The sequence below is a fragment of the Aliiglaciecola sp. M165 genome (assembly GCF_007197995.1).
GTDB lineage: Bacteria > Pseudomonadota > Gammaproteobacteria > Enterobacterales > Alteromonadaceae > Aliiglaciecola.
Window position 1 is genome coordinate 375,238 of record NZ_VKKH01000004.1, and the last position, 26,622, is coordinate 401,859.

The 26,622-nt window shown below is 45.1% G+C and carries 24 protein-coding genes and 1 pseudogene; 7 read left to right on the plus strand and 18 right to left on the minus strand.

All coding sequences use genetic code 11. The annotated features are described in order from the left end of the window. Positions 1–147 precede the first annotated feature (147 nt). Both FM019_RS09005 and FM019_RS09010 read left to right on the plus strand, forming a co-directional pair. Entirely contained in the window at positions 148–1,101 is a 954-nt protein-coding gene (locus FM019_RS09005) for a transposase (RefSeq protein ID WP_143835584.1), read from the plus strand. A gap of 269 nt (positions 1,102–1,370) precedes the next feature. Next, on the plus strand, positions 1,371–1,886 hold the full coding sequence (locus FM019_RS09010; RefSeq protein WP_143835585.1) for an SRPBCC family protein: 516 nt from the start codon (positions 1,371–1,373) through the stop codon (positions 1,884–1,886). 189 nt (positions 1,887–2,075) lie between these two features. Here FM019_RS09010 and FM019_RS09015 read toward each other — a convergent pair whose 3' ends face one another. After that, complete coding sequence (locus FM019_RS09015) at positions 2,076–2,486, minus strand: PaaI family thioesterase (RefSeq protein ID WP_143835586.1); 411 nt, start codon at positions 2,484–2,486, stop codon at positions 2,076–2,078. Between the two features lie 80 nt (positions 2,487–2,566). Beyond that, the gene (locus tag FM019_RS09020; protein WP_143835587.1) at positions 2,567–3,472 is read right to left on the minus strand and encodes a retropepsin-like aspartic protease; all 906 of its coding nucleotides are present in this window, start codon (positions 3,470–3,472) and stop codon (positions 2,567–2,569) included. A 60-nt stretch (positions 3,473–3,532) separates the two neighbouring features. Here FM019_RS09020 and FM019_RS09025 point away from each other — a divergent pair, with 60 nt between their 5' ends. Continuing rightward, entirely contained in the window at positions 3,533–4,114 is a 582-nt protein-coding gene (locus tag FM019_RS09025; RefSeq protein ID WP_185969232.1) for a winged helix-turn-helix domain-containing protein, read from the plus strand. 121 nt (positions 4,115–4,235) lie between these two features. After that, positions 4,236–4,352 (plus strand): annotated as a pseudogene (locus FM019_RS20990) (transposase); the annotation flags it as partial. 6 nt (positions 4,353–4,358) lie between these two features. On the opposite strand, the gene FM019_RS09035 reads toward FM019_RS20990, so the two are convergent. Further along, the gene (locus tag FM019_RS09035; RefSeq protein ID WP_143835589.1) at positions 4,359–4,883 is read right to left on the minus strand and encodes a hypothetical protein; all 525 of its coding nucleotides are present in this window, start codon (positions 4,881–4,883) and stop codon (positions 4,359–4,361) included. 182 nt (positions 4,884–5,065) lie between these two features. On the opposite strand from FM019_RS09035, the gene FM019_RS09040 reads away from it, so the two are divergent. Further along, on the plus strand, positions 5,066–6,298 hold the full coding sequence (locus FM019_RS09040) for a serine hydrolase domain-containing protein (RefSeq protein ID WP_143835590.1): 1,233 nt from the start codon (positions 5,066–5,068) through the stop codon (positions 6,296–6,298). 81 nt (positions 6,299–6,379) lie between these two features. On the opposite strand, the gene FM019_RS09045 is transcribed toward FM019_RS09040, so the two are convergent. The 15 genes from FM019_RS09045 to FM019_RS09115 all read right to left on the minus strand — a co-directional run bounded on the left by FM019_RS09045 (position 6,380) and on the right by FM019_RS09115 (position 22,042). Further along, positions 6,380–7,384 carry an AgmX/PglI C-terminal domain-containing protein gene (locus FM019_RS09045; RefSeq protein WP_143835591.1) on the minus strand — a complete coding sequence of 335 codons (1,005 nt, stop codon included), beginning with the start codon at positions 7,382–7,384 and terminating at the stop codon, positions 6,380–6,382. Next, positions 7,381–7,908, minus strand: a complete 528-nt coding sequence (locus FM019_RS09050; protein ID WP_143835592.1) for an ExbD/TolR family protein — start codon at positions 7,906–7,908, stop codon at positions 7,381–7,383. The genes FM019_RS09045 and FM019_RS09050 overlap by 4 nt, the downstream gene beginning before the upstream one ends. Positions 7,909–7,923: 15 nt before the next feature. Further along, positions 7,924–8,463, minus strand: a complete 540-nt coding sequence (locus FM019_RS09055) for an ExbD/TolR family protein (RefSeq protein WP_143835593.1) — start codon at positions 8,461–8,463, stop codon at positions 7,924–7,926. Between the two features lie 6 nt (positions 8,464–8,469). Then, the gene (locus FM019_RS09060) at positions 8,470–9,132 is read right to left on the minus strand and encodes a MotA/TolQ/ExbB proton channel family protein (RefSeq protein WP_143835594.1); all 663 of its coding nucleotides are present in this window, start codon (positions 9,130–9,132) and stop codon (positions 8,470–8,472) included. Positions 9,133–9,270: 138 nt separating this feature from the next. Beyond that, a complete protein-coding gene (locus tag FM019_RS09065) occupies positions 9,271–9,678 on the minus strand; it encodes a hypothetical protein (protein ID WP_143835595.1) in 408 nt (135 codons plus the stop codon). Continuing rightward, entirely contained in the window at positions 9,675–10,481 is an 807-nt protein-coding gene (locus tag FM019_RS09070) for a tetratricopeptide repeat protein (RefSeq protein WP_143835596.1), read from the minus strand. The genes FM019_RS09065 and FM019_RS09070 overlap by 4 nt, the downstream gene beginning before the upstream one ends. After that, complete coding sequence (locus FM019_RS09075) at positions 10,468–13,410, minus strand: tetratricopeptide repeat protein (RefSeq protein WP_260681579.1); 2,943 nt, start codon at positions 13,408–13,410, stop codon at positions 10,468–10,470. The genes FM019_RS09070 and FM019_RS09075 overlap by 14 nt, the downstream gene beginning before the upstream one ends. After that, on the minus strand, positions 13,407–15,350 hold the full coding sequence (locus FM019_RS09080) for a tetratricopeptide repeat protein (protein ID WP_185969233.1): 1,944 nt from the start codon (positions 15,348–15,350) through the stop codon (positions 13,407–13,409). The genes FM019_RS09075 and FM019_RS09080 overlap by 4 nt, the downstream gene beginning before the upstream one ends. Before the next feature lie 23 nt (positions 15,351–15,373). Next, entirely contained in the window at positions 15,374–15,916 is a 543-nt protein-coding gene (locus FM019_RS09085) for a hypothetical protein (protein ID WP_143835598.1), read from the minus strand. Positions 15,917–15,924: 8 nt separating this feature from the next. Then, positions 15,925–17,019 carry a DUF3570 domain-containing protein gene (locus FM019_RS09090; RefSeq protein ID WP_260681580.1) on the minus strand — a complete coding sequence of 365 codons (1,095 nt, stop codon included), beginning with the start codon at positions 17,017–17,019 and terminating at the stop codon, positions 15,925–15,927. Positions 17,020–17,081: 62 nt separating this feature from the next. Beyond that, positions 17,082–17,327: a DUF4266 domain-containing protein gene (locus FM019_RS09095; protein WP_221934367.1), complete on the minus strand. Its 246-nt coding sequence runs from the start codon at positions 17,325–17,327 to the stop codon at positions 17,082–17,084. A gap of 34 nt (positions 17,328–17,361) precedes the next feature. Further along, positions 17,362–17,874, minus strand: a complete 513-nt coding sequence (locus FM019_RS09100; RefSeq protein WP_143835600.1) for a TlpA family protein disulfide reductase — start codon at positions 17,872–17,874, stop codon at positions 17,362–17,364. Between the two features lie 35 nt (positions 17,875–17,909). Then, positions 17,910–18,566, minus strand: a complete 657-nt coding sequence (locus FM019_RS09105) for an outer membrane beta-barrel domain-containing protein (RefSeq protein WP_143835601.1) — start codon at positions 18,564–18,566, stop codon at positions 17,910–17,912. Next, positions 18,536–19,288 (minus strand): SH3 domain-containing protein, encoded by a 753-nt coding sequence (locus FM019_RS09110; protein ID WP_260681581.1) that lies wholly within the window; start codon positions 19,286–19,288, stop codon positions 18,536–18,538. Before FM019_RS09110 ends, FM019_RS09105 begins: the two co-directional genes overlap by 31 nt. A gap of 12 nt (positions 19,289–19,300) precedes the next feature. Then, positions 19,301–22,042: a hypothetical protein gene (locus FM019_RS09115; RefSeq protein WP_260681582.1), complete on the minus strand. Its 2,742-nt coding sequence runs from the start codon at positions 22,040–22,042 to the stop codon at positions 19,301–19,303. An 844-nt stretch (positions 22,043–22,886) separates the two neighbouring features. On the opposite strand from FM019_RS09115, the gene FM019_RS09120 reads away from it, so the two are divergent. Continuing rightward, complete coding sequence (locus FM019_RS09120) at positions 22,887–24,140, plus strand: hypothetical protein (RefSeq protein ID WP_260681583.1); 1,254 nt, start codon at positions 22,887–22,889, stop codon at positions 24,138–24,140. A gap of 2 nt (positions 24,141–24,142) precedes the next feature. After that, positions 24,143–26,611 carry a LamG domain-containing protein gene (locus FM019_RS09125; RefSeq protein ID WP_143835603.1) on the plus strand — a complete coding sequence of 823 codons (2,469 nt, stop codon included), beginning with the start codon at positions 24,143–24,145 and terminating at the stop codon, positions 26,609–26,611. The last annotated feature ends 11 nt before the right edge of the window (positions 26,612–26,622 follow it).

Sequence of the window (26,622 nt, forward strand, 5' to 3'; positions counted from 1 at the left end):
CGCTTTTACAAGATAAAAACAGTCATTGGCTAAATACAAACGGTTAGACAGGGACGCTTGTTGAAAAACAATGGACACCCACAAACTATACCATCGGATTTACCCCATCAACTAAGCTTGAGTGACTAGTTTCAAAGGAATCTTGATTTGCCATTGCCAAGGAAGCGCCAGATAAGTTTAGAAGACACATCCTACTATCATTGTTTTTCACGTTGTGTACGCCGAGCGTTTTTGTGTGGTGAAGATACCTATTCCGGTCAATCTTATGAGCATCGCAGACAGTGGGTAGAAGACCGCCTGTTGTTTTTGACCACTGCGTTTGCCATCGAAGTGTGTGCATATGCCATCATGAGCAATCATTTTCATGTGGTGTTATGTGTCAATGCCGAGCAAGCAAAGGGATTGTCTGATAGAGACATTTGTCTTCGATGGCACAAACTTCACAAAGGTACACTGCTTACTCAGCGATTTGCTTCCGAAGGTGCTGACTCATTGTGTGAGGCTGAAAAGTTAACGCTTGCCTCGACACTTGCCATTTACCGACAAAGACTCATGGATATCAGCTGGTTTATGCGGGAATTAAACGAACCCATTGCCCGCCAAGCTAACCAAGAAGACAACTGCACTGGCCATTTCTGGGAAGGACGATTTAAATCACAAGCATTACTGGATGAACATGCATTGGCTGCCTGCATGGTGTATGTCGACCTAAATCCAATCCGTGCTAGCATAGCAAAAACTCCTGAAACGTCAGAGCACACCAGCATTAGACGACGCATCCAAGACCTTAAACGAGGCTATCAGCCCAGAACATTAATGTCATTCGTAGGTAATCCGCGGCAAACCCAACCCCATGGCCTAACATTCAACCTGATTGACTACATCAACTTGGTAGAGCAATCCGGAAGAACTCTGCATCCTCACAAACGCGGCGCGATAGATATCAATCAATCCCCTATCATAATGCGACTCGGTATTGATGAAATGCTCTGGGAGAGATTAACGTCTGAATTTGAAGGGCATTTTAGTGTGGCCGCCGGAAATGTGACCACACTACAAACATACAAAAAACGTAGAAGACAAAAACGACTATCTGGATAGACACGCTCGCCACGATTCAAACCCTCCTAATCTGACAAACGCAAGACGCGTCCATTTATGCTGAACTGAAAACCGTATTTTCACTCCAAAACACACGCTAAAGTCTTAGAATTATTAAAACATGGATATTTAATCAGACAAACCTGTACCGTTTCCAAACTGGCCAAGACAGTGAAAATTAAATTTTTGAGCATGCCTGTCCATGTATTCATGTGTCCATGTATTCATGCCTGCAGAAAATCAACTAGCTCTCAAACGAGGAAAATATAATGCAAATTAATGTGAAACATGACCTAAAGGCAGACGTTAACGCTGAACAGATTTGGGCGTTAATTGGGGAACAGTTCGATAGTGTTGGCCAATGGGCCTCAGGTGTTGCAAGCTCTTCAGGCAAACAAAGCGGATCATCAATTAATGGCTCAAAGTTCACCGGAAGAACATGCCAGACCGACATAGGTGCGGTAGATGAAACCATAACAGAATACAACCCCGGTACATTTTCAGTGGGATACAAGGCGATCGCTTCAGGGATGCCTTTTTTTGTAAAGCAGCTTAATAATCGATGGAAAATTACGCCTCTGGGTGAAAGCTCATGTCAGGTGTCAATGCATTTAGTTGTCGACCTGACGCCAATTATTGGGCACCTCATGGCACCGCTAATGAAAATGCAATTGACAAAACTCACTGGCGAATCGGTCGAAGAATTGATTTATTTTGCTACCACTGGCCAAATTCACGTGCGAAAAGTAAAAGCACAACAAAAACTCATGGCCAAAGCGGCGTAAATTGTCTAAGTACAACAGTGAAATCGAACAAGATCGATTAAAAGTATCTAGGTCTTGTTCTTTTTTACTTCTTAGATGCAAATGCTGAATTGAGAAATTCGTTTGCCTGTTACTTTCCTGCCACTAAATAGTTGGCATAAAGAGATCAACTATTGAGAATGAGTATTGTGGGTGCATATGATCCTATAACTATGCTTTTTCTATTTTACTTATTGTTCCCTGAGCCACCGCCACTAGAGTTTCACCGTTTTCACTTACCGCGTAAACCTTGCATTCGCAAACTGCTTGCCGTTTACCTGAAGATATTACTGTCGCTCTTGAAATCAAAGTGTGGCCAATAGCGGGGCGTAAGTAGTTTATTTTGAACTCAGATGTAACGCTGTCACCCAAAACCGAACCTCCAGCGTAGGTCAAGCAGTTATCAGCCAAGTAACTTACAACTCCCCCATGTACAAATCCATGTTGCTGTTTTAGTTCGTTTTTAATGGGCAAAACAATTTCAGCGGTACCAACTTCAAAACGAATTAGTTTAGCGCCAAGCAATTTGCTGAAGGGCTGAGATTCTAAAATATTTTCCCCAAATTTAAAAAGTTCACTCATGAATAAATTACCTCTAACTAAACACATAAACCTATTTTCTATGGTCTCACATTTCTTGATAAAATTTCGGCGTGAAACTACTAATCAATGGGCAGTAGCCACAATCTATTTTCCGAAAAATCAACTGTGATATCAAATGACTTCAAAATTGAAACACCGACATTTATGTCAGCGGCATTGTCTGTAGGGTCTATTGCTGCAGTGATGCTCGAAAAGTCTTTTCCAGCAATATTGATTTTTTTCAACATAACTAAGTTTCTTTCTATGCTGCCGCCAATACCGCCTCCAGGTTTTTTCCCGATCAATCTTGCCGGGGTTAACAGGTTATTCTTCGTTGCATATTTAGCACCTATCAAAACCTCGCTTCCATTACCCAAATCGAAATCGGCTAAGACCTTAGCGGAATTTTCAAACTGTAAAGGAAACTGCTTGATGCCATGAGAATTCGTTAACGGTAGTTCTGCGCCTGAGGGTATTAAATCTTTTTTAACTGTAGATATGCTTTTATCTCTAAAACTAAGTTGAATTCTTGCTGAATCAAAGAATTCTCTGCCAACAATCACCTTAACAGGTTTTCCAATAATCCTCTTTGAGATATCAGAAAGATCCAAAACTGCAACATTTCTGTTTAGTAGTTTTACGTCCAAAATGTCGAAATTAACCCCTGAAGCAAATTGCACCTTTTGACTACCGCCAGTACCTTTGGCAATCTGTGAGCCATTTAAGTTTAATGACAGTGTATCGGCAAATAATCCATCAATAAGCGACATTTCGGCACCTGAATCAAGCAATGCTTCGGTTGTGACTCCGTTAACAGAAATGGTTATGAATAAACGATTATTCGTAGTTCTTAATTGTTGAGTCGCTGCTTCAATAGTTTCAACAATGCATAGATTAATGATCATCGCTAAGATTAGACATATCTTAGCGTTGCATAAAAATGCCAAATACTTCATTGATTCTCTCTTTTGAGTTTGTGTTTTCACAAATATAGTATTACTGTTGAAATATATCAATAAATTTCAACAATGATGATGAGTAACGATTTGAATAAAAAATTTTTAATAACTACTTCTGAGCAGGTAGACACTATATCTAACGGGGTTAGACAGGAAATCCTAGATACCTTGCGAGCATTCGGAAAATGCAGCATTGCCGAGATCGCTTCTCATTTGGGGAGACCTGCCGATGCGTTGTATTATCACATCAAGAAATTGTTGACTGCTGAAATCATAAAGGTCGACAGTGTCAACAAGGTTAATCGCCGGCTAGAGACCGTCTACACTCTGTCACAAACGTCAATAAGCGACATCATGACTCGTTACGATTTATCGGATCCAGAAATAGTTGCTAGCCTCAAAAAAATGACGTCGGCCATGATGAAGTTAACATTAAAGGATTTTTCTGAAGCATTGGTCTTAAAGGATTCAGTGACTATCGGTGAAAACCGAAATCTTTGGGCCAGTCGCAATAAATGCTGGTTAACAGACGGTGATATCTTGGAAGTAAATCAACTGTTGCATAGATTGACTGAACTTACTACAAAACCAAAGCGTGAGGGAGCCGACAGACTCTGTACTTTGACATGGGTTTTGGCACCTGTAAATGCGAGAAAGCAGAAACGATGATACAGCGATTTGGTGCAAGTTCCGAAACAATCAGAAACAATGGACACCCACAAACTATACCATTGAGTTTACCCCACCAACTAAACTTGAATGACAAGTAACATAAAAACTTGATTTACCATTGCCAAAGAAGCGCCAGATAAGTTTAGAAGACACACCCTACTATCATTGAGTGTCACGCTGTGTACATAGAGCTATTTTATGTGGGGAAGATACCTACTCTGGTAAATCTTATGACAGCAATTCAACCAATTTTCTCACGCAATGCATTTAGCGCAGCAACTGAGAAACCTCGATCGTAAAAGTGTACGACCTTTCCCTGTTCATCGAGTAATAATACCCGTGCATTTTTTGGTTTTACGTTGCCAGTAAAACGCTGCAGTTTGTCTCCATCGGTGTAAACCGTGATTACATCTGCCCAGAGTTCGCTGGGGATCCCCTCTCGCATGCTGTTGTCAATATTGTTGCTCACCAGCCGAGCAAAGACATTTTTAATCGCCGGGATTTCAAATACCCGAGTATCCGTTTGTGTCATATCCAAACCAATCAGCCAGCGATCTATATCAAACTGAGACTTGTGCACATACCCGAGCAATAACAAGGTGGGTTGACCAATAAAATCCTCCGGTATAGAAATCACCTGTCCATCCAAACTTTCGCCCGTTGCCGCAGGCATTGCCGCGCCTATTTTAACTTCGCCTGGATAGTCATAACTGGCGCATCCAGTCAGTAAAACACTCACTAACAACGCTGCAAACACTTTTTTCACTTTGGCTTCTACCTCTAACTATTTGCAACTCATACGTTTTTACTATTTAAAAAGATTAGTCGGTACGCCATTTCCTTTTGACCACTTGAGCGTGATGCATTTTGTAACATTGTAGGGCTTTGCCGCGTAAAGGATGCCTCGTAAGCTGGGTAATAACATTTAGTCCAGAATGGAGAATAATAATGGCATTCAAGCCCCTATCTTTGAGACAGTCGCTATATGCCTCCTTGTTCCTAACCATAGGTTTAAGTGCACCGATGAGCTATTCGAATCCAAAGGAAACTCATCAGGATCCTCGTGTTGTTGCCTTTGAAACGGGCTTAATTGATCGCATGAAGCGAGGTCAGGATAACCCTAAACGTTGGACCATCGAACAGCGACTTGCTGCTCACGAGGTGCCTGGGGTTGCCGTTGCTATTATCGACAATAACCAAGTGGTTTGGTCAGCCGGTTACGGCACTAAATTAGCGGGAACTGAACAAATCATTGATGAGGACACCGTCTTTTCAGTTGGCTCTGTAAGTAAAATGATCAACGCAGCATTAATTTTGCGCCTGGTTGCTGAAGGAAAACTGGATCTGGACGCCGATGTAAATACTTACCTGAAGTCTTGGAAAGTTGAAGAGTCACCCCACACAACGGATCACAAAGTCACTTTGCGACGGATACTTGCCCATACCGCTGGGTTTAGTCAGCATGGCTTTGCCGACTACCTACCTAACGAATCCTTGCCCACGCCATTACAAACCTTAAATGGCACTGGGCCTGCGAAAAACGGTCGGGTCAGGTTGATGTTTGAGCCGGGCAAAATGATGGATTACTCCGGTGGTGGTATTACTGTGTCGCAACAGTTAATCGAAGATGTCACCGGCCTTGCCTACCCTGATGCCGCGCAAAAATACGTGTTTGCCCCACTTAAGATGTCTAGAAGCACATTTGTAAACCCATTGCCGGAAGATTATCAAAATGTTGCTAAGGCTCATGATGAATATGGACAGCCCACGGCGCTTCCGCGGGGGTATGAAGCTATGCCTGAAATGGCGGCTTCTGGGCTGTGGACCAGCGCAGAAGATCTGGCCAAATTTGTGCTGGCACTAATGAACAGTCAGCATGCTGAAGATGGTTTTTTGCCCAAGCCCGTCGCCCAAGACATGTTGACACGGGTCAAAAACAGTTGGTATGGATTAGGTCCAAGATTAAACGGCTCTGGTGACACTAGGGTATTCCATCATGGCGGTGCTAACAACAGTTATAGAGCCTACATGGAAGGCCAGATAAACGAAGGAAAAGGTATTGTCGTGCTAACCAATGGCACGGATGGTCATTGGGTAAACAGCGAAATCAGAAAGGCCGCAGAAGATGCATTTGGCTGGAAAGTTAAAGCAGATGGTGGATATGAAGAGCCGACGTTTTGAAAATAAAAAGCCAAGTGTTTATGCGCATAAACACTTGGCTTAACTAATTTAACCCCCAATTCTAGATTGGGGTTAATTTAATTAAAACGGGAAGAAGTCTAACGAATAATCCAACGTTGTGGCGGTTACCGCGGCGGCACCAAAGTTAATCAAACGAATACGAGCTAGTAGCTTGTCTTCCAATTCCGGATAGTCCAATTCACTGGAAACCAGTTTGATACTGCTGACACTGCCATCGGGAGAGATTTGCAGGTTCACCGTTATCTTACCTTGTAGACTTGGATCTTCGCGCAGTGCTCGGCGATAAATGGTGTACAACGCACCTTTATTCGCATCAAAGCCTTTACGGATAGATTCCACGTCACGACTGCCCAATACGGTTTCCTCAGTGACTAACTCTTTAGCCGCTAACGACGCTAAGCCTTCGTTAGGTGCATTGAATTCGGTGGTTTTACGCCCAGCCAATTCACCACGAGCACCCACATCAGATGACAGATTACTGGTATTTAGACCACCACTTTTGTCAGCGACTTTTTTACCAATAAACGCCCTTTGTTCAACGTTGGTTTGACCCGCACCTTGGATCATCTCGGTATCGGCAAGATTATTGATATTCGCTTGGCTGCGCATACTGTTTAAATCATCCTGAAACTGTAGCAGCCCACTTTGTTTGGCTTTTGCACGAGCTTGCTCGGCCAATTCTGCCTGAGTAGGTTGTTTCACTTCTGGTTTGGGCTCAGGTTTTGGCGGCTCAACCTTTTCCTCTACTGGTTTAGGTGGCTCTGGTTCCGGCTCAGGCTCTTCGATAACCTCTTCAGGTGGCGCTTCTTCCGGGATAGGCTTAGGCGGCTCAACAGGTTTTGGCGGTTCTACCTTTTGCGCTTCAATAATCTTGGTCAGCTGAGGAGGAATACGTTCCTTTTCTTCACGGGTTTGCTCAGGTAATTCCTGCCATTTCACTACCAGCGCCATGATAAGGGTCAAAACCAACACCACCATGGTCAGCTTGTTAAAGAACTTGTTTTCTTTATCGCTGGATGACCAGGGTAACTGGCTGCGGAATTGCGATTGCATTACCGCACTCATGCTTCACCTTCCTGTGGAATTTGTTCTACTGCCAGGGAGATATTGGTATACCCAGCCTGTGCACAGGTTTGCATGATTTTTTTCAGCAAGCTGTAAGGGATCGCTTGATCACCCATGATCGTAATTGCACGAGCTATGTCATTGGGGTCACGTTCATCATCACCTTCTACCGCAATAATTTTGGTGCGGTTCTTTTGATAGGTAAGTTCTTTTTCAAGCGGTTCAATAATATTGCTTTGCTGAGCAATAACCTGCTCCACGTCCGCCATTTTCTGGCCTTGTAGCAATATGTGGTTAGCATTGACCAGCAACACCAAGGTTTCTTGTGCGGCAGTTTCAGCATTGGACTCAGGAAGCTTCACGCTTTTGTCGGTCTGCAAAACCTGCACATCCGAAGCGTTAAACATCAAGAAGAACACCAAAATGGTAAAGATGTCCATCAATGACACCAAGCTCAACTTGGATTCTTTGGCCATGCGCTTGTGATGTCTCTCCATACGAGAGGCGCGAACGGATTTTTTCATCTATTTGTCCTCTTGTTATGGGTTGCCATTGGCGTTTTCTGACACTAATAGCGCCGGCGCATCGCCCAATGAGATTTGCGGAAACAGCTCGGCTTGAACCACTGACGCGACCACAACTTCATCGTATGAGCGGGTGGTATCCATCAGTGCCACAATGACCTGATACGGAATATCTTCTTCGAGTAACAAGGTCGCCTGATTTTTCTCAAGCCCTTTGTTTTTGAGTGTCTGCTTAATTTGTTTAAGGATGTCTTGTAAACCCTGATAATCGTATGCATCGTCGACATTGGGGATCGCCTGAACCAGATAACCTTGCGGATAAAACACTTCTATACCCGTTTGACGTACCAGTATTTCAAGCTGCTTGTCTTTTTCATCCAATTCGGTTTGCTCAGTCGCTTCGCCCAACTCAGGAAGTGAAAGCTCTAACACCGTAATGCGTGAAAACACCATCATCATCAACAGAACAGGCACCAGCACAATCATCAAATTCATGAACGAGGTGATATCCAGTTCGGCATCCTTTTTTTGCAGACGTTTTCTTCTGCCCAACATAAGGAATTAGTCCGTGGTACGTGAACGAGTAGAAATTGCCTGACGGCCCATCAGCATGTTCAAACACTTCACACCTGCCATCTCCATACTGTCAACGATCTCAGTAGTCTTGGTTTGTAAGATGGAGTGAAAGGCAAGCAATGGAATTGCCGCAATCAAACCAAATGCTGTGGTGTTCATCGCCACCGAAATACTTTGCGACAACAAGCTGGCCTTTTCAGATGGGTCTGCTGTGGCCACGGCAGAGAATGCAGCGATCAAACCAATGATGGTACCTAACAACCCTAATAGGGTTGAGATATTGGCCAATGTTGCCAAATATCCTGTGCGTTTTTCCAGCCTGGGAGTACTCTCCATCAAGCCTTCTTCCATCGCATATTCAATGTCTTCTCTGCGCTGGCTAAGTGACATTCTGGCAATACCTGCACCAATAATACGACTGATAGGCGCACTATTTGATTTACCAAAATTCAAAATGCCGTCGTAGTTTGCCGTCTCAAGCATGGGCTCGATCTGCTTGAAAGCTTTTTGATTAGTTCGTTTGGCGAAACTTAAAAACAAGAAGCGCTCCAGCGCAATCGCCAAACCGATTGCCAACACAACAGCAATTGGGAACATAAAGGATCCGCCTTCTTGAAAGAAGCGAACAATAACGTTAAAAATTTCCATAACAGCACCTTAGTTTTGCAATGGGAGACAGTCTACTCGCTTATCTCCGGCTGTATCGTATGAGAATATCCACACAGTTAACTTTTTTAATAACTTAGAAGGTTAATTTTGTTACCTTTTCCAAGCACTTATCGATTGTTATTTTTGATCATCGCCTGTTGCGCGCTCAAAATGTTGCACCTTGCGTATAAACTCCTCACGATCCAAAGGCATGAAATCCTGCTCTATGCGCTTTACAAATGGACTAGGGAGGGATGCCTTGTCCCGCGGTGGTTGCCACGGAACAATAGACAAAACTTTGGGTTGCTCACGACTACCACGAATGGTGTCCTGAATTTGCAAAATACCGTTTCGCTGGGACACGCGTTGCTGATCAGAAGAGCGCGAGTCAGATTGGGGAGTAGTCTCTAATGGTTGTTCCTGCGCCACTTGTGCAGCAGCGGGATCAGCGTTAAGTGGCTGTTCGTCAGCTATGGTGTCTTGCTGGGCTTGAGCAAAAACGTTCGAACAAAAAAGCAAACAGGTAACGATAATCAGCGATTTCATTGCGCCCCTCCTGCTGAAGCGGTCCTAACCTGCCGTTTAAGATCGGCTATCCAACCTCTCACTTGCCTGGACGGTTTTTCCTGCAGCGCTTGATACAACTCAAACTGGCTCAATGCTTGGGCTTTTTTGTCTGTATATAAATCGTAAAGAATGCCTAAGTTTAAATAAGCATTATCATATGCAGGCCAGCTGGCAATGGCTTTTTTATAATGCGCTTCGGCTTGTTCGAATAATCCAAGTTCTCGTAGCACACGGGCTAGGCGATTATGCGCAAAGTAATTATGTTGATTGGCTTTAATCGCTTTTTCAAAAGACGTTTTGGCTTGCTGCAACAATTCCTGTTTCTGATCCCACTTGCTATTCGGTAACGCGGTGTAGGCATCCATTTTCAGATCACCCAAAATCACCCACGGACCAGACAAACCCGGTTGAGACTGGGTCAAATCCAACAAAATAGTTTCCGCCACTTTAGGTTTGTTCTCCTGCTTAGCGGTTACGGCTTGCCTGAACTGACGTTTGGCCGTTTCATCAACGCTGGGAGAACCCGAAAGATACAGATTGGGCATGGCACGTAGCTCAGCAACTTTCTGTTGTAGCGGGTCAACAACAACTTGTGCTTGCTCACCTTGCGCAGCGCCACCTTCGGAAGCTTGTTCAGTCTCTTTGGCTAAATCGCTTGATTGCTGAGCAGCCTCTGGCTTTTCCGGTGCCTCACTAAACACTGTGTCGAGGCTGGCACATCCGCTGACGAATAAGACGACTAAGCATGCTAAAAGGAGTTGCATCGAACTAATAGACTTCATCGATATTCTCCGTAATTTTTTCAGATTTGTTGTAACGTCCGGGCAATAATTTGCTCAAGGCAGCAAAACTTTCTTTTACCCAACGATCATAGACACCCTGGCCCGTGCGTTTGATATTGGCTTCATGAATACCAATCGCCTGTTCTTCAAAGGGATAGGCTTGTTCTTCAATCAGAATATCGTATTGCTCCAACTCCAGAGCAGACAGCCCTTTTGGTCTTTCTGACTGCATCAAGTCACGAGCCAACTGACCATAAATTTCGGCAATTTTGAAATTAGCAGCGGTGCTAAATTCGGCGATTTTATATTCCAATGTGGCATTTAATCTTGATAGCGCTGAATCTAAAGCCGAACGTTTCTTTTTGAGACTGCGGTTTAACGGCAATGACAATTTAATATTTTTAAACGCCTGCACACTGTCTTGGGCGAAGACCATCGACGACATCGCAGCCAAATAACGAGACCGATCGGTTCGACTGTTACCCGCTTGGGCATCGCCCTCTATCAATTTTCGCAACCAGAATCGGCGTTTCGCGTCTTCATTGCTGCGCACATAAAACTCACTCATTTGATAGCGGGCTTCGGTTACCTCATCAAAAGGTTCAGGGTAGCTGTGTGCGTAGGTGCGATAAGACTCAAGTGCAGGCTGCCTTTCATCCGCTTTTAAATAGTATTGGGCAGCAATGTAAAGTGCTTCTCTACCTTGTTCAGATTTAGGATCAGCCTGCCACAACTGTTTTAATTCGTTGGCTGCTAGCAACCAGTTCTCATTCTGTTGATAGGCGAAGATTAACTTGTCTTGAATATTCGCAGCCAACAGGTGGCTGGCAAATCTTACCCGGAAATCTTCAAGCAACTCGGTGGCTTGAGTCCATTGTTTCATTTCCAGCAAATAGGTGGCGGCATCGTATTGAGCATTGACTCTGGCGCTGCTTAACGGCGCTTTTTCAATTACACGCAAGAAGTCGTCAATGGCCAAAGACACATACTGTTTCTCAAGGTTGGCTTCGGCCTGTTTATAAATACTGGCGGCGAGCCTTTCCAACATATCCTTGTGACGTGGGTCGCTGATTTGTAATTGCGCCAGAATGCCTTCATAGCTTAATTCGGCGTCGGCGAATTGTTGCAGTTCAAACTGGCTGTGTGCAATAACCAACTGTCCCGCCAATTTGCGTTCGTTATCTACTGCTGGTTGCCATTCCAACACGCTCATGGCGTTTTCAATTGCCATATCAAAACGTTCTAGCGCAAAAAACTGTTGCATCGAATCGTACAGAACATCGATAGCGCGTGGATCATCGGCAAAGCGATTGACAAATTGTTGCTGACTGGCAAGTTGTTCGTCTTGCCATTTTTGTATGTCTAGCGGATCAGAAAGAGTCTGGCGAAGCTCTCTAAAGGCCAGAATCGCTGCATAACCCGCCTCAGCAGCACGGGGCTCGTTGAGGTATTGATAGGCATAAATTTCGTATGCGTCTATCGCTTCAATGAAATTACGGGCTTCAAATAAACTTTCTGCCAAATTAAAGGTCATTTGCGGTGTCAGGTCATCAATAGGAAAGGTTTGAATAAACTCTCTGTACAGCTTGGCTGCCTGACGATAGGCGATGGTGGCCTTTTCGCGATTTTCTTCAACCTTATCTAGCTGTTCTTCGTCAGGTTCATTGGCCGCTTGGGTTAGCAATTGCGCTTTGCTGTGTTCGTATTGCGCCAACTCTTGTAGATAGTCTTTTAAGAATGGTTTCACTTCTTCTTGAAGAAGCTGACCCCAAGCTTGCCAATAGGGTCCATTAATGCCATAACGGTCAATAAAGTCTTGTTTGGCAGGCAAAACCAAGGTCGGGAACTTGCCGATGATGTAAGCGTCAATTTGTTTTACTGCAAAAAACGGTGCTTTGTTGTGCTCTGGATGCACTTCTGTGAATGCACGGTATACAAGAGCACTATCGCGATAACGATCCTCATTGAGAAATTGCTGGCCTAAACGATCGTAAACTAAATCTTCATAATGACGCTCGCCAACTTGCTCATAAAACGCTTTTAGGCTTTGTTCTGCCCCTTGGTAGGAAAACAACATGGCCATGATGCGGATACTATCGTTGACCAAACGTTTCTCTCCTACGCGCAACAATTCAAGTTGTTGCTCTGCGCGAAGCTGTCTAAGCATCTGCGAATCGATCACGCTGTTGGGTAATTTTTGGTCGAGCAACTTGGTAAAAGCCACCAGCGCATTGTTGTACTGTTCGGTTTTGAAATGGCTCCAACCCAACATGTAGGCTGCAGACATGTAATAGTCGTTGTTTTCGCCAAACGTCAGAACCTCATTATATGCCGCTATTGCGCCACGATAGTCGTTGCGGTTAAAAAGGATTTCGCCACGTCTAAATTGCAACTCAGCCACATAAAGGTTGTCTGGGAATTCACTCAACAACTGATCAACAACTTGTAGGCTTTGTTCAGATTGTCCTTGCAGATCATAAGCTTTCGCCAGCTGATAGAGTACTTCGGCGTTGTCGGTTTGTTGTGGATGTTGGGCTAAAATCTGTTGGTACTGGTCGATGGCTAAATCAAAATATCCGCGATCGATGGGCGCTGCCCCTACTTCCTGTTGCTGTTCAGCAAGCAAAATTTCCAGATCAGCTAATCGATATTGCACAATTTTTATCGTTTCTGGATCATTGACCACGTCAAGCAAACCGCGATAGGCATCACGTAAATTTTGTAATCCTTGATCAGGTAATGGATCGTGATTAAGCGAAACTGGCTCGAAATACACTTCACCTAAGGTTTGTTTAGGCGCAACGGCCTGTTCTTCAGGAGGTGGATCAAAAACACTGCTGCAAGCGGTGATTGCCAGAACGCTGGTCATGAGCCCCAAACGCATGCCCTTGCTGAACAGGGCTTTGTTGACAAATCTGCGCACCATCATCGCTGCGCCCCTTGTTCATCTGCCTGGGCTTTTCTAAACGCTTTGTCGTTCAAGCGCACAATCGCCAACTGTGCCTGCAACTTGTAGTTATCCAGTTGTGCCAACTGTTGATTGAGTTTGGACGCAAACAAACTGTTAAGTTCATCCAATTGCATACGCTGCACTGCAATATTTGCGTCGCGTTTGGCATTCAATTCATTTTGTAGCTGCGCGATACGCTGTCGCTGGCTTTGATATTTAGGCGGTTCATTTAGTCGGGTGACAAGAATGCCTTGCTGCGCCGTTGTTTTGGTAATGGCTAAGTTAACGTCATTTAACACTTTTTGTGCCTGCCAACTGCGTGAAGCTAGGTTATCTGCGGCATTCCAGACCATCACCCCTTGCAATCGTTTCAGCCGTTGCTGATACTTCGGATTAAGAGGCTTTTGATCAAGCTCTGCACGCTTGGTGACAATATTTTGATGATTCGCCAACGCTCTTTCTAAACGGGTCTGCCATTCCAATTCCTGTTCGTTGGCCAGGATTTGCGGTGATTTTTTGGACTGCTCAAGTTGCTGTTGCAAGGCATCGCGAGTAGCCGTTAGCTCTGCCAGTCGGCCCAACAGGTCATTCTGTTTTAGCTCTTCTGCGCGGGCCAAAGTAACTTGTTCACGTTCATCTAACATTAAACTAAAGGTATCCAAGCGAGATTGCCAAGCAGCCAATTGCTTTGATAAGTCTAAGCTTTGCGACAACCAAGCCATTTGATTGCGAAATTCCTTACTTAACATCACTGCCGAAAGGTGTGCAGGGATTTCCTCAGACCAATCTTCATTAACAGCAAGCTGCGTAAAAAAGTCATCATTGATCGTGTTGAGGCTGGCGCGTAAAAATTGAGATTCACGGGCAAAACGGTTTAGCCCGCGCTGTAAGTTATCCACTGCTTGGGTGGGCGCAAACGCTTGCTCAAAGGCATAGGCAGACGCCAAATAAGACTCCATTACATATTCGTTACTGCGAGGCACTTTTTGCAATCGCTGCCAGGCTGACAACGCAGTTTGATATTCTTCTCGCTGTGCGGCCGCCCAACCATAACCGAGTATCGCAGAATCGGTATCAAGCGAATCCAAACGAACACGATTGAACGCCTCTAACGCTTTTAGTGCTTGTTGATTTTTGAGGTGGGCATAACCAATCGTTAAGTTGGCACGATCACGTAACGCATCTTGCTCGGTCTGATCAATCTGTTGCAATGGAGACCACCAACCTTGCAATAGGTCGTTAAAAAAGCTGGTTTGCTGAGTGGCAAGCTGTTCAAGGGTCTGCACAGATTGGTTATATTGACCCTGTTGCAATTGCGCCAGCCCCTGGTTATAGAGCACGTACTGACGGAAAATCGAATCGTCTGACAGTTCACTTAACCAGTATTGGGTGTTTAGACCCTGCTCTGGATCCACTTGGCTTTGTAAACTGGCGAGTTGGCTTTGCAGATAAATCCACTGATCCTTGTCATAGTCACTCAGGTATTCTTGTGCACTATCTAGGCTGATTTTACTCAGAGTCGCCTGTGCCTGGGAATATTGTTGTTTTTGGAATAGCGCCTTGCCTAATAAAAACCAAGCTTGAGTTTGAGTTTTGTCGTCTGCAACTTGACTAAGTAACTGATTAAAAATGTCCGCGGCTTGTTCTTCCAGCCCATAAGCCAAACTAATACCGCCCTTAAGGAGCAGCGGGTCAACCCCGGTATTAGAGACTTTCTCCAGGCTGCTGGGACATTTTTGATTAAGGATCTCAAAACGTGTTAGCGCCTCGTAGAAATCTTGTTGGAAATAAAAATACAAAATTTCCTGATAGGCTTTGTCCAGCTGATTTTGCTCACAGGATTGAACCCCTTGGACGGGAAAACAGAACATAAACAATCCTGCCAACCAAGCAGTTTTTATTGCCTTAATCTTATGCATTATACAAAGCACATTCTTGCCCATTACAACTCAACAACAGCAAACTCTGGTTGTTGTTTGGCAGTGGAATCGTTAATCGTCAATTCCAGTGCTTTGGCATCGGCACCTTTGCTAAAGGTGAAGGTTGTCGCACGTTTGTATTCTCTATCTTCCGGCCCTTTACCAACAAAAAAGGCATTCAGTTGGTGATCACCTTGTGGCAAGTTGCCAATATACAAGCGTTGCACGCCACCGCGATACAGCGCATCAATTTGTCTGTCTGTGTATAAATACTGAGTGACGACCTCACCACCCATTTTCAACTCCACGGAATCCAACTTAAAGTAAGTACCTACATCCATTGAAAGGTACACCACTACTTGTGTACTGGATGGGAAAAGCAAATCTTCTTCAAGTACAAACAGGTCACGGTTAAGTGCTACAACATCCTTTCTCAGTTGCTGTAATTGCTTTGCGATAGACTCAGGCTTAGCATCACTATTGTTTTCATTGCTGGCGTCTTGGGCAACGCTAAAGGTTGCTACAAACAACAAACTAAAAATAAAAAATGAACGAACGAATGTCATGTGTTCTCCTAATACCAAGCTGACACAAAAATGCGTGTCACGTTGGCGGAAAATTCAAATAATGGCTCTTCACCTACTGGCGCATCAGCGAGCACATTTCTAAAATCATCATATTGGAATCTAAGGTGATCCAACTCATAGTTAGCGGTGACTTTTTTAATCCAGGAAGACTGAGAAAACTTGTGCTCATAAGTGAGACTGAGCCCTAAGGAGACGTTACTAAATGTGCTCATTTCCTTGTCTCGGGCGCGGAAGTTAAATTCTGCGCTACGAGCAAATAAATCCTGATAAAAATCAGCGCTGTCTTGTTCATACACACGAACACGCAAATCCAACAACCAGTTGTCACCAAAAGTATGGATGTAACCCAGCTTGTAGCTGGTCGCGTCAATTCCCCAGGTATCAGAGAAAATTCTCGCTTCACCATACACGCTGGCTCGGTAAGGCAAGTAATAATTTACGTTAATCGCCGCCGCATTACTGGTGCGAGTATTAGGGTATACCTCGGTTTCAAACCGAAAGCCACGTTCCGCGGTTGGATCGACAAATCGCACAGCACGATAGGGATTATTTAAATACCCTTCATCAGAAATGTTTTCAAACGTCAGACCCATGATCATGTTTTTGGTAAGCACTTGCGTCAGACCTAGCTGGAATTGCTGACGCTCGGCTTCTTCGAGAAAATTCTCATCTCCCCGTTTGCCCACTTCGTCCCAACCTTTTGAATAGCCCATGCTTAAGGTGGTTAGGTCACCAAAAAAATCCTGCGAAATACCAAAGTGAACCGACCGGGCTTCAAAGTCATTTTCAGAGCTGCTGGTAAAGTTCAGGTTCATCAAGGTTTTATTGTGCAGGAAATCAACACCCACGCTATGTTCGGTGCGTTCTTCTTCATATGGACTCGCTGTCGCCAGCACATCAATGGAAGCACCAGATATAGTGTCTACATAATAATTTGCTGACACCGACACCTTGTTGCCAAATTGCTTACGGACCAGTACTGATGGTCCGTCAATGGACATACCATCACCTTCGTAGGAGTGATACATGACATCGGCGCGTTCTTGAGGAAGTACTGCGGCCATTGCACTCACTGCAAACATCAGTAGTACCTGAATGCAAATTAAAATAATCAGGCTGCGTTTTAACATCAATCCGGTCACCCTCAGTTGCACCCGCATCCGCCACCAGCTCCGCCTTCAGCGCCACGCGCTCCTTCGCGGGCTTGGAATGCGTGCATGGTGTAACTAAACGACACAGGGTTGCGGTTCATTGCCATGATAGGATCAGCAAGATTATCGCGCTCGTAAGGCTTAACCCAAGGCTCAATGGTAGTTTGGCAACCGCTTGTGAGTAGCACGCTAGCGACGATAGCCGCCATACCGATATTACGAGAGTGTTTACTATTCATCGTTATTTCCTTCAAAGCACCAAGGCTGAAAGTACTATTCTCTTAACAGCGTTTTAATCACTGTTTTATACTTGTCTTCATCACCGCTTTTGTAGCCATAATGGGTCAAACGCTTGTTACCATCACGGTCAACAATCACAGTCGTTGGCATGGCACGAACGTCATACATTTTGCTGACTTTATCGTTGTCATCAAACAACACTGGAAAGCTCACAGGAATATCATCAAGCAAGATATTGGCTTTTTCTGGATTCTCATCCACATTGACTGCCAATACAGTAAAGCCAAGGTCTTCGTATTCTTGTTGCATGTCTTCAAAATGTGGCAATTCTTCTCGACATGGCGCACACCAAGACGCCCAGAAGTTGATCAAAACAACATTGCCCTGCTGCTCTTCTAGGCGCAGGTTCTCTCCAGATTTACTTTTTAAAGTAAAATCTGGTGCAGGTTGCTTGTCAGCAGCCGTAGCAGTAAATGCGGTAAACAGCATTAATGTGATGACTGCTGCAAACAGCAGATAGAAATTAGAAAAAGGTTTTGAATTCATGACAATACTCCGTCAACTATTCGATTTAATTTGACTTAAAAGAAAAAGGTCGCGCCCAGGCCATATTCAATATTATGGGTGGTCTTTTCTTCGCCAATAATTTCGCTATTAAAAATGTGATCTTTAAGGCCAATGTGCAGCGCAAAATAATCGGTTAGTAATAATCGGTACCCCGCACCAATGGTCACTGTAAAGCGGTCATCGCCACCAAAGTCTGTGCTGCCTGCACCCAAGGTAAAATAGGTAGCCGAGTTAAACACCAGATTGCGCGTTAAAAACACTTCACCGTTTAGGTTGTAGCCCAATGACAGGTTGTAATAGGTGTAGTCGCGCTCTTCGTCAGTTAAAAAAGGCGCTCCGCCACTTAATATTTCAAAACTGGTGCGCCCGGCTTCCGACTTTCCATAACTGGCTTCGACAAAAAAATCTTCGCTGACGTGATAAGCCAGACGTGCACCTATCACCGGATCAGAAGAAAAATCTTCAATACTGAGAATACCGGCGAACAAACCGATTTCGAAGTTCTCGCTATCGATGTTTGATTCGTTGATATCACGGCGCTGCAATTCAGGCTCAATCACGCTTTGTGTCTGATTTTGCGCTTGCGGTTCATCTTGCTGCTGCGCATAGCCCGTGTTTGCCAAAGCGAATAAAACCGTTCCTAGAAAAACACTGCGAATCCGAGTTTCCACTCTTCCAGCTCCTCATTTTCATCACGCTCTGTCAGCGCAAGTAAGTTTTGATATTCAAGTCGTACAACAAAGTTTTGTGCCAAGTAGTATCGCAATCCGATACTGCCTGCCAATAAATCGCTGGTGCGTGTTTCTTCGCCAGATTGCACCAAGTTTGCCCGAGGCTTAGTCTGCAGTTGCCCTAGGCCTAACCTAAAATAGGGCGAAAAGCGCCACTCTGGAAAAGTGGTATGGGTCACACTTAACAATGCAAAACGATTTTCTGAAAAATCCCCTAATGCCTGGCTGTAACTCAATTCAGTAGCGATATTTTCAGTGATCACCCAGCTGGCAAATACTGACAACGACGGCACTCCTTCCAATGAACCGCCGCTGGCACCAAATTCAAAAGTGCGCTCTTGGTAGCTTTCAAAGCTGCCATCAGCGATTTCAACCGGTTGGCCTTCACTACTGAGCGTCAGTTTCAATGCGTCTTGTTTGACCCAACCTTCCTGACCTTTGCGAGTGCGCACCTTGAACCAGCTTGTGCGTCGTTTTAACACGCTGATCCATTCATCTTTTTCTGCCACATAAAATACTGGATATCCCACAGCTGGGCCGGTATGCATTTCAATGTAGGGCTCTACTATTTGTACTTCTGGCAACACTTCTTCAGCGTTTACCGTTTTAACTGTTGTGCTTACACACGCTATCAGTCCTATCAGGACCATCCACTTTGCCATAACTTCCATCAACTAGTCTGCCGGAGCCGCAAAGGGATTATTATAGTATTGGCCACCAATATCCAGCCATTCTGCGATCAGTTTGAGTTCCGCCGGCGTTAACCAACCCACATGGCTGCCACCTGCTTCAAATGGTGTAAAGAAGCGGGCACTGCTGAGGGCACCGTTGGTACTCATGCTATTAGCAACATTAATGGTTTGAAAAACAGGAATAGGATTGCCTTCAGCATCCAAAATCAATTCACCGTCTTCGTCACGCTCAAAGACTGGATCACCGTTTTGGTCAAAGACCTGCACTAGACGGTCAACCAGCGCACCTTCAACAAGCTCTTGTTCTTGATCGCCAAACATTAGCTCTCGGTAACTGGTCAAAAAATCTGGATTGTCAGTAGAGGGGGAACCGGTTAAATCCAATTGAGCCAAAGGTACTTTTGGCATATCGGCTTCGTCGGTTGGCGAATGACAGCTCACGCAGGTTTGGTCGCTTAATACAGTGACACCATCTTCAGCCAAGGTCACTCGTGACACTTCAAAAATGGGGTGAACACTTTCTGGGTAGTTAATTTGAATACGGCAAAGCGGCGTCCAATTTGTCGCACAGGCTGTAGTTACCGGTAAAGGAGAGTTCAAATCACCATAGGCGTAAGTGATAGTTTCAGCGGGTGCTGCAATCGCCGGATCTGTCCAGATATCTTCAAACGTAATGTCCGATTGAGGATACTGTGCACCATTAATGCGCGCAGCAGTTTGTGCCATGGTTTCGCCCAAGTCTGCAAACAGTGCGGGGTTAGTATTCGGGAATGGCGCACCTGTGGTGGTTGCACCGGCATTGATTGACGGGGCTTCAGCATCAGGTCGGCCATGAGGCAATTCACTGTCTTGCGTGTGACAGCCATTACAGGTTTTCACTTCACCAGCGGCAAACTGTAACCAATTTTGGTGGCGCTCACCCATTCGTTTGCCGTTGATGTCTACCAGGCTAAAGGCCAGTGGCAAGTTTGCCGGCACTTCAAACAAGGCCGACCCATCCGGTTGCACTGGCGCATAGCCAATGATTTCTCGCATAAGTTGATTACGACTGCGGCCAAACGCTGAGTTGTCAAAATCGCGCACGTCTTCATCTGGAATAGAAACTGACTTCACCACTCGGATAAATTGAACGGGACGATTTAATACGGGAGTTTGTGTGGGATCGGCAAGTGCGGCAATCCCCTGAGGCGATTGGTCAACACCAGCAAAATCATACACGCTACGAATATGCACCTTGGCCAGGTTCGCGTCGGCAAGTTCTTGTTCAAACTCAGTCGCTTGCTGAGCATTACCAGGAAACGGGCGCTCTTCCATCGCAAGGGCTTCGGTAATCATCTCACCTTCGGTAGGTACACCTATAGGTAATTGGGTATTTTCAACCGAATCAAACATCCACAAGCCAAATAACAAGGGCGCTTCTTCCACATCCGGGTTAGCCAACAACTCTTCATCACAAGGTAAAATTTTACGTGGTTCGGGTTCAACACCTTCGACTGGCTCAATAACCTCTTGCTCCGGGTCGAACACACGACATTGACTCCAGCTAAAAATGACACGGCCGCTGCCATCCCATAAAGGATATACTGATGCGAAGCGTCCACCAGGCGATAAGCTGCCATCAATAGTGATGTTATCGAATAAAACGGGAACTTGCGCCGGCCCAGCAAGACCAGTCTGTGACGCAATGGGCTGTTGAATGTCGATAAAATTCGTTAAATCGATACTGACATAATCGCCACCAATGGTCTCACCAGAAAAAGGACGAATTGCGCTAAGCACACGACCATCAGGCAGTTCGCGAGTCTTGACGAATTGCAGTGAGTCGTCAGTTCTATCTGAATCATGACTGTGACGGCCATAGAGAATTTCTAACTCAGAGCCATCAGTATTCATTTGGTATAAATTAATGCTGTCGTTGTTACCGGCTTGATCCCAGCGACTAAACAAAATTTTACCGCTGCTTAATACGGTTGGGTCCAAATCGTGACTCTGATTGAAGGAAATTTGCTGGATGTCTGAACCATCGGAATCCATCACATGGATTACCGAAGAAAACTCATCTAGTCCTTCATCCAGACCTTGATATTGGGGTTTACCTTCGTCAAGTAAAATGGCTTGGTTACCAGATTGACGGGTTGAACTAAAAGCGATTCTGCCATCAGGCAAATAGACTGGGCCAGTATCCTGACCTTCTTCTGCGACGATGTCAGAAGTAATTACTCTTCTGAGTACATCTGTGACGCGATTGTATTCCCAAATATTCCACGTGGGTTGTTCGTCGTCATCAGCATTTTCAATTTCTGGCGCACGCATGGCAAACACAAGACGCTCGCCGTCGTATGACACTTCCATGTCTTTTACATCGTAACCCGGTAAGGGATCTTCATCGGTTGCCTGTTCTGTTTGTTCCTCGCTGAAAAATGCACGATCGGTAATGTTAGTTTCAAGAGCACTAGCTGACGCTCTGGCTTTCACAAAAATTGCCGCGCCTGGGATAAACTCGAAGGGCTGTCTTAGGTCATTGGTGATCAGGTTACCATCTTCGTCTAGGGGTAACGCTCGCTTAACAAACGCAATAGGCACATCAACGACAACAGGATCCGGTTCTTGGTTATTTGAAACAAATTGTTGCTCGCCGCCACAGGCGGTCAGCAGCAATGCTGTGCATACTGCCATAGTCGTGCAATGCATTAACTTTGTTGAGCTTATGCTTTTCAACTTCATTTCTACCGCCAAATATCCAGTGCTGGGCCGCGATGGCTGTCCACAACGCAAAAAGAGATTCCACAACACATAACTTCAAGGGTGTATTATCCGCCGCTTGTTGGGAACTTTAAACTGTCTCCTTCGCGTGACAATCTGTTAACTCATGTTGTCGAAAAACGCTATGAGTGTTGCAAACTCTAATACCTATTGTGCTCAAGTGTTCCATTAACTAGCACGCTTAACAATCAAGCAATTAATGCTTAGTAATATTATTTAATACCTTTCGTTCCCTTTCCCCTGAGTGATTCAAGGTATTGATATCACTACAAAAGAAAAAGTTAAAAAATTTTAAAAAATCTAAAACTAGGAGGGAACAGTGATAAGTGTAGCAAATATATAACACACCTCATTCCACTAACCATCACACCTAGGGCATTGAAAAACAAATAAAATTTGCACTTTAGTTGGAGGAGCAGCCTTCCAGGGGGCCAAGAACGTTTCTACAAACCGACTACTTCCCCCAAAAACTGCACTTGAAAACGACTCTATTTTCGATATAGCGCAACAAGAATGGGCGCTGGCCTGAAAAATGCTATTTAATCTTGGATAAGCAAATGCGATATCGCGTACTAAACTAAAACGCTTACGAATAAATGGTGTGATAGTTGAGTTAAAGATAGTTAAGTTGAAAATTCTTGATAACACAAAGCCGTATTTATCACGCAAGGGATTGAAAGGACACGGGACTATCCTTTCAATCACTGACTTAGGTATAGATTAATACACGTAATGGTAGGCGCACATATTTACCCTTCGGGGCGAGTTCGTCTACTTTAGGTGTACAGCAGTAAGGAGTTCCAATTTGAAAAGTGCAGTATCAAACATGGGTCATCTTTGGTGTAACCACCCTTTTATGACAAAAACCGTTGCAGGACTCATGTTCGCTGCGACATTGTACGCGCCTACAGACGCTTTTGCGGGCCCGAGAGAACAAGCCAAACGTATACATGACCGCTTGGCTGGGGTGCCAGCAGATGCTACGACACTGGACACTATGGCAATGTTAATTGCTGATGATGATGTCGATGAAGCCGCTTTTATGGCCATGAATAATCCCTCATTTTATAGTGTCACGCTGAAAAACTGGGTGACCCCCTGGACAAATGAAGAAGCAGATGTGTTTGCACCACTCAATGATTACACCGCTACGGTGATTGGAATCGCCAGAGACAATGTCGACTTTAGAGAAATTCTCAGTGGCAACATACTTTATGTGGGTGATGCTGGATTGAATTTACCGGCTTATGCTATCGATAATAATAATCACTATCAGGCAATGGAAGACCGAGAGCTCGATCTGAGTACCGCGTTAGTGGCAAGCACACAAACAGCCGTCACGGGATTACCTGATGAGGCGACCGCGGGTGTTATGACAACTCGCGCTGCAGCCAAATCGTTTTTTAAAGATGGAACCAATCGCGCCATGTTCCGTTTTACCTTGATGAATCATCTATGCACTGATTTAGAAGGGGTAAAAGACGTGTCCAGAGCACCCGATAGAATTCGTCAAGACGTCAGTCGCAGCCCAGGTGGCGATAGCCGAATATTTTTAAATTCTTGTATTGGCTGCCATTCAGGCATGGATCCTTTATCTCAAGCGTTTGCTTACTACAACTATACCTATGACATCGAGGGCGACCCTGATGGCATTAATGGCCGACTCACCTACAACAGCGAAGGCCAAACCGATCCGGTAACAGGCTCACGAGTGACCGAGAAACATCAAATTAACGGTAACAACTTTCCCTTTGGTTTTATTATCGAAGATGATCGTTGGGACAATTATTGGCGTTCGGGTTTAAATAAGAATTTGGGTTGGGATGAATCTTTACCCAGCAGCGGGTACGGCGCTAAAACAATGGGTAGAGAACTGGCCCACAGCCAGCAATTTGCTCAATGCCAAGTGAAAAAAGTATTTAACAACGTCTGTTTACGCGAGCCCCAAGACAATGACGACCGCACCCAAATCAGCGTTATGGTTAGCAATTTCCGAGACAGCGGATTTCAGATCAAACGGGTATTTGCTGATGCCGCCAACTACTGTAAGGGGAGCTAATCATGAAGTATTTAACTCTCTCCCAAACCCTTAAAATTTCCTTACTAGCAACTAGTGCATTGGTATTGGTAGCCTGCGGAGGCAGTTCCGCTACAGTGGAACAAACGCCTCTTCCACCACCGGTAGAACAACCCAGAGAAACCTATTCCGGGCCGCCTGCGAGCACAGATGACGTGCAGCGTTTCAAATTGAGCTTATGGGACAACATCAGTGGTACCGATCGTTGTGGCGCTTGCCATGTAGACGGTGGTCAATCACCGGAGTTCGTCCGTGCTGATGATATCAATTTGGCTTACGCTGAAACGAATCCATTGGTGAATCTTGAAGATCCAGAAAGCTCTCGCCTTGTCACTAAAGTAGCAGGGGGACACAACTGTTGGTTAGCCAGTGCAGATGCATGTGCTGACATCATGACTACGTGGATCGCAAATTGGGCTGATACGGAAGTCAGCGCAAACGAAATCCAGTTAGAAGCACCCGTGCAAAAGGCCCCTGGGGCCAACAAAAACTTCCCGGCAGACAGCGATTTATTTGCTGCCACGGTTCATCCTCTGTTAGAAACTTACTGTGCGAGTTGCCATACTAATTCTGCTGCCATTCCTATTTCGCCTTATTTTGCATCCAGCGATGTAGATGAAGCTTATGAAGCGTCAAAAGCCAGAATTAACTTGGACAACCCTGCGGTATCCCGTTTTGTGGGCAGAGTTCGCGACGAATTCCACAACTGTTGGAGCAATTGCTCAAGCGACAGTGACGAACTTATCGCCGCGATTCAATCCATGTCAGATGGCATTGACGTGACAGAACTGGCCCCCGAGCTAGTCAATAGCCAAGCGCTAACCTTGTTTGATGGTACATTGGCAACTGGCGGCGGTCGATTTGAGACTGACGTAATCGCTAAATGGGAGTTTAAAACGGGTTCAGGTACAACAGCCTTCGACACGAGTGGTGTAGAACCGGCGATAAATTTAACCCTCAGCGGCAGTGTCAACTGGATAGGCGGTTGGGGAATTCAACTGCAAAATGGTAAAGCGCAAGGCAGCACAGCCAGTAGTAAAAAGATCCATGACTTGATCACGGCTACGGGCGAAATGTCCATTGAAGCTTGGGTTGTACCGGCGAACGTGACTCAAGAAGGCCCGGCGAGGATCGTGAGCTATTCAGGTGGCTCTCAAGCCCGTAATTTAATGCTGGGACAAACACTTTATAACTACGACTACCTACTTAGAACCAGCGAAACTGACGGAAACGGTGAACCTGCGTTATCTACCGCCGATGCAGATGAGCTGCTTCAAGCAAGTTTGCAACATGTAGTGGTCACTTATGACCCGGTTAATGGTCGTCAAATCTTTGTGAACGGCGAAAATGCCGGAGTAAGTGACGACATTGATGTGGGCAACTTCAACGAGTGGAACGACACCTATGCGTTTGTGCTAGGTAACGAGGTATCTGGTGATATTCCTTGGGCAGGTTCAATTCGCTTGGTGGCCATCCACAATCGTGCATTAACGCCAGAGCAAATCACTCAGAATTTTGATGTGGGGATCGGTCAAAAGTTCTTCTTACTGTTTAACGTCTCCGAACACATCAGTATTCCACAAAGTTATGTGGTGATGGAAGTCAGTCAGTTTGATAGCTACAGCTACCTATTTACCGAGCCCTTCTTTGTGACCTTGGATAGTAATGCAAGCATCGAAGATGTACCTATGCGTGGCATGCGACTTGGGGTGAATGGTCGTGAAGCGCCCACCGGGCAAGTTTTCCAAAACCTGGACGTCAACATCAATTCAAATGACTACGTACTGGGACAAGGACAAAACTTATCTCGACTAGGCACAACTGTTGCCATTGAAAAAGGCCCCGAAGTGGACGAATTTTTCTTAACTTTTGAACAACTTGGCAACGCCAGCAATGTTGTGGTCGAAGCCGATCCTCCCGCGCCAGCCCCGGCAGCCGACCTAGAGGCTCAATCAGTTATCGGTGTCAGAAACTTTGCTGAAATTAATGCAAGTATGTCCGCTGTTACTGGTGTACCTACCAGCAATGCAGAAGTTAAGGCGTCATTTGAAAGTTTGAAACAACAGCTTCCCACAGTGACAAACCCGGGTAGCTTCCTGGCGTCAAACCAAATGGCAGTCACCCAAATGGCAATCAAATATTGCGATCAATTAGTCGAAGACAATAGTTTGCGTGCCAGTTACTTTGCGGGGTTTGATTTCACTCAACCTGCTAGCAGTGCCTATGATACACAAGACCGTAACCTGATTATCACGCCTTTACTCGACAGGGTAATTGGACAAAATGTTGCTACTCAGCCCGAGCGCACTGCAGTTGCTACAGAATTAAATAACTTGATAGATACCCTGACCGACTGTGGTGCAGGTAAAACATGTGATGCGAATTATACCCGCACTATCGCCAAAGCCACTTGTGCAGCGACCATTGGTAGTGCTGCGGTATTGGTTCAGTAGAGAGACGAAAG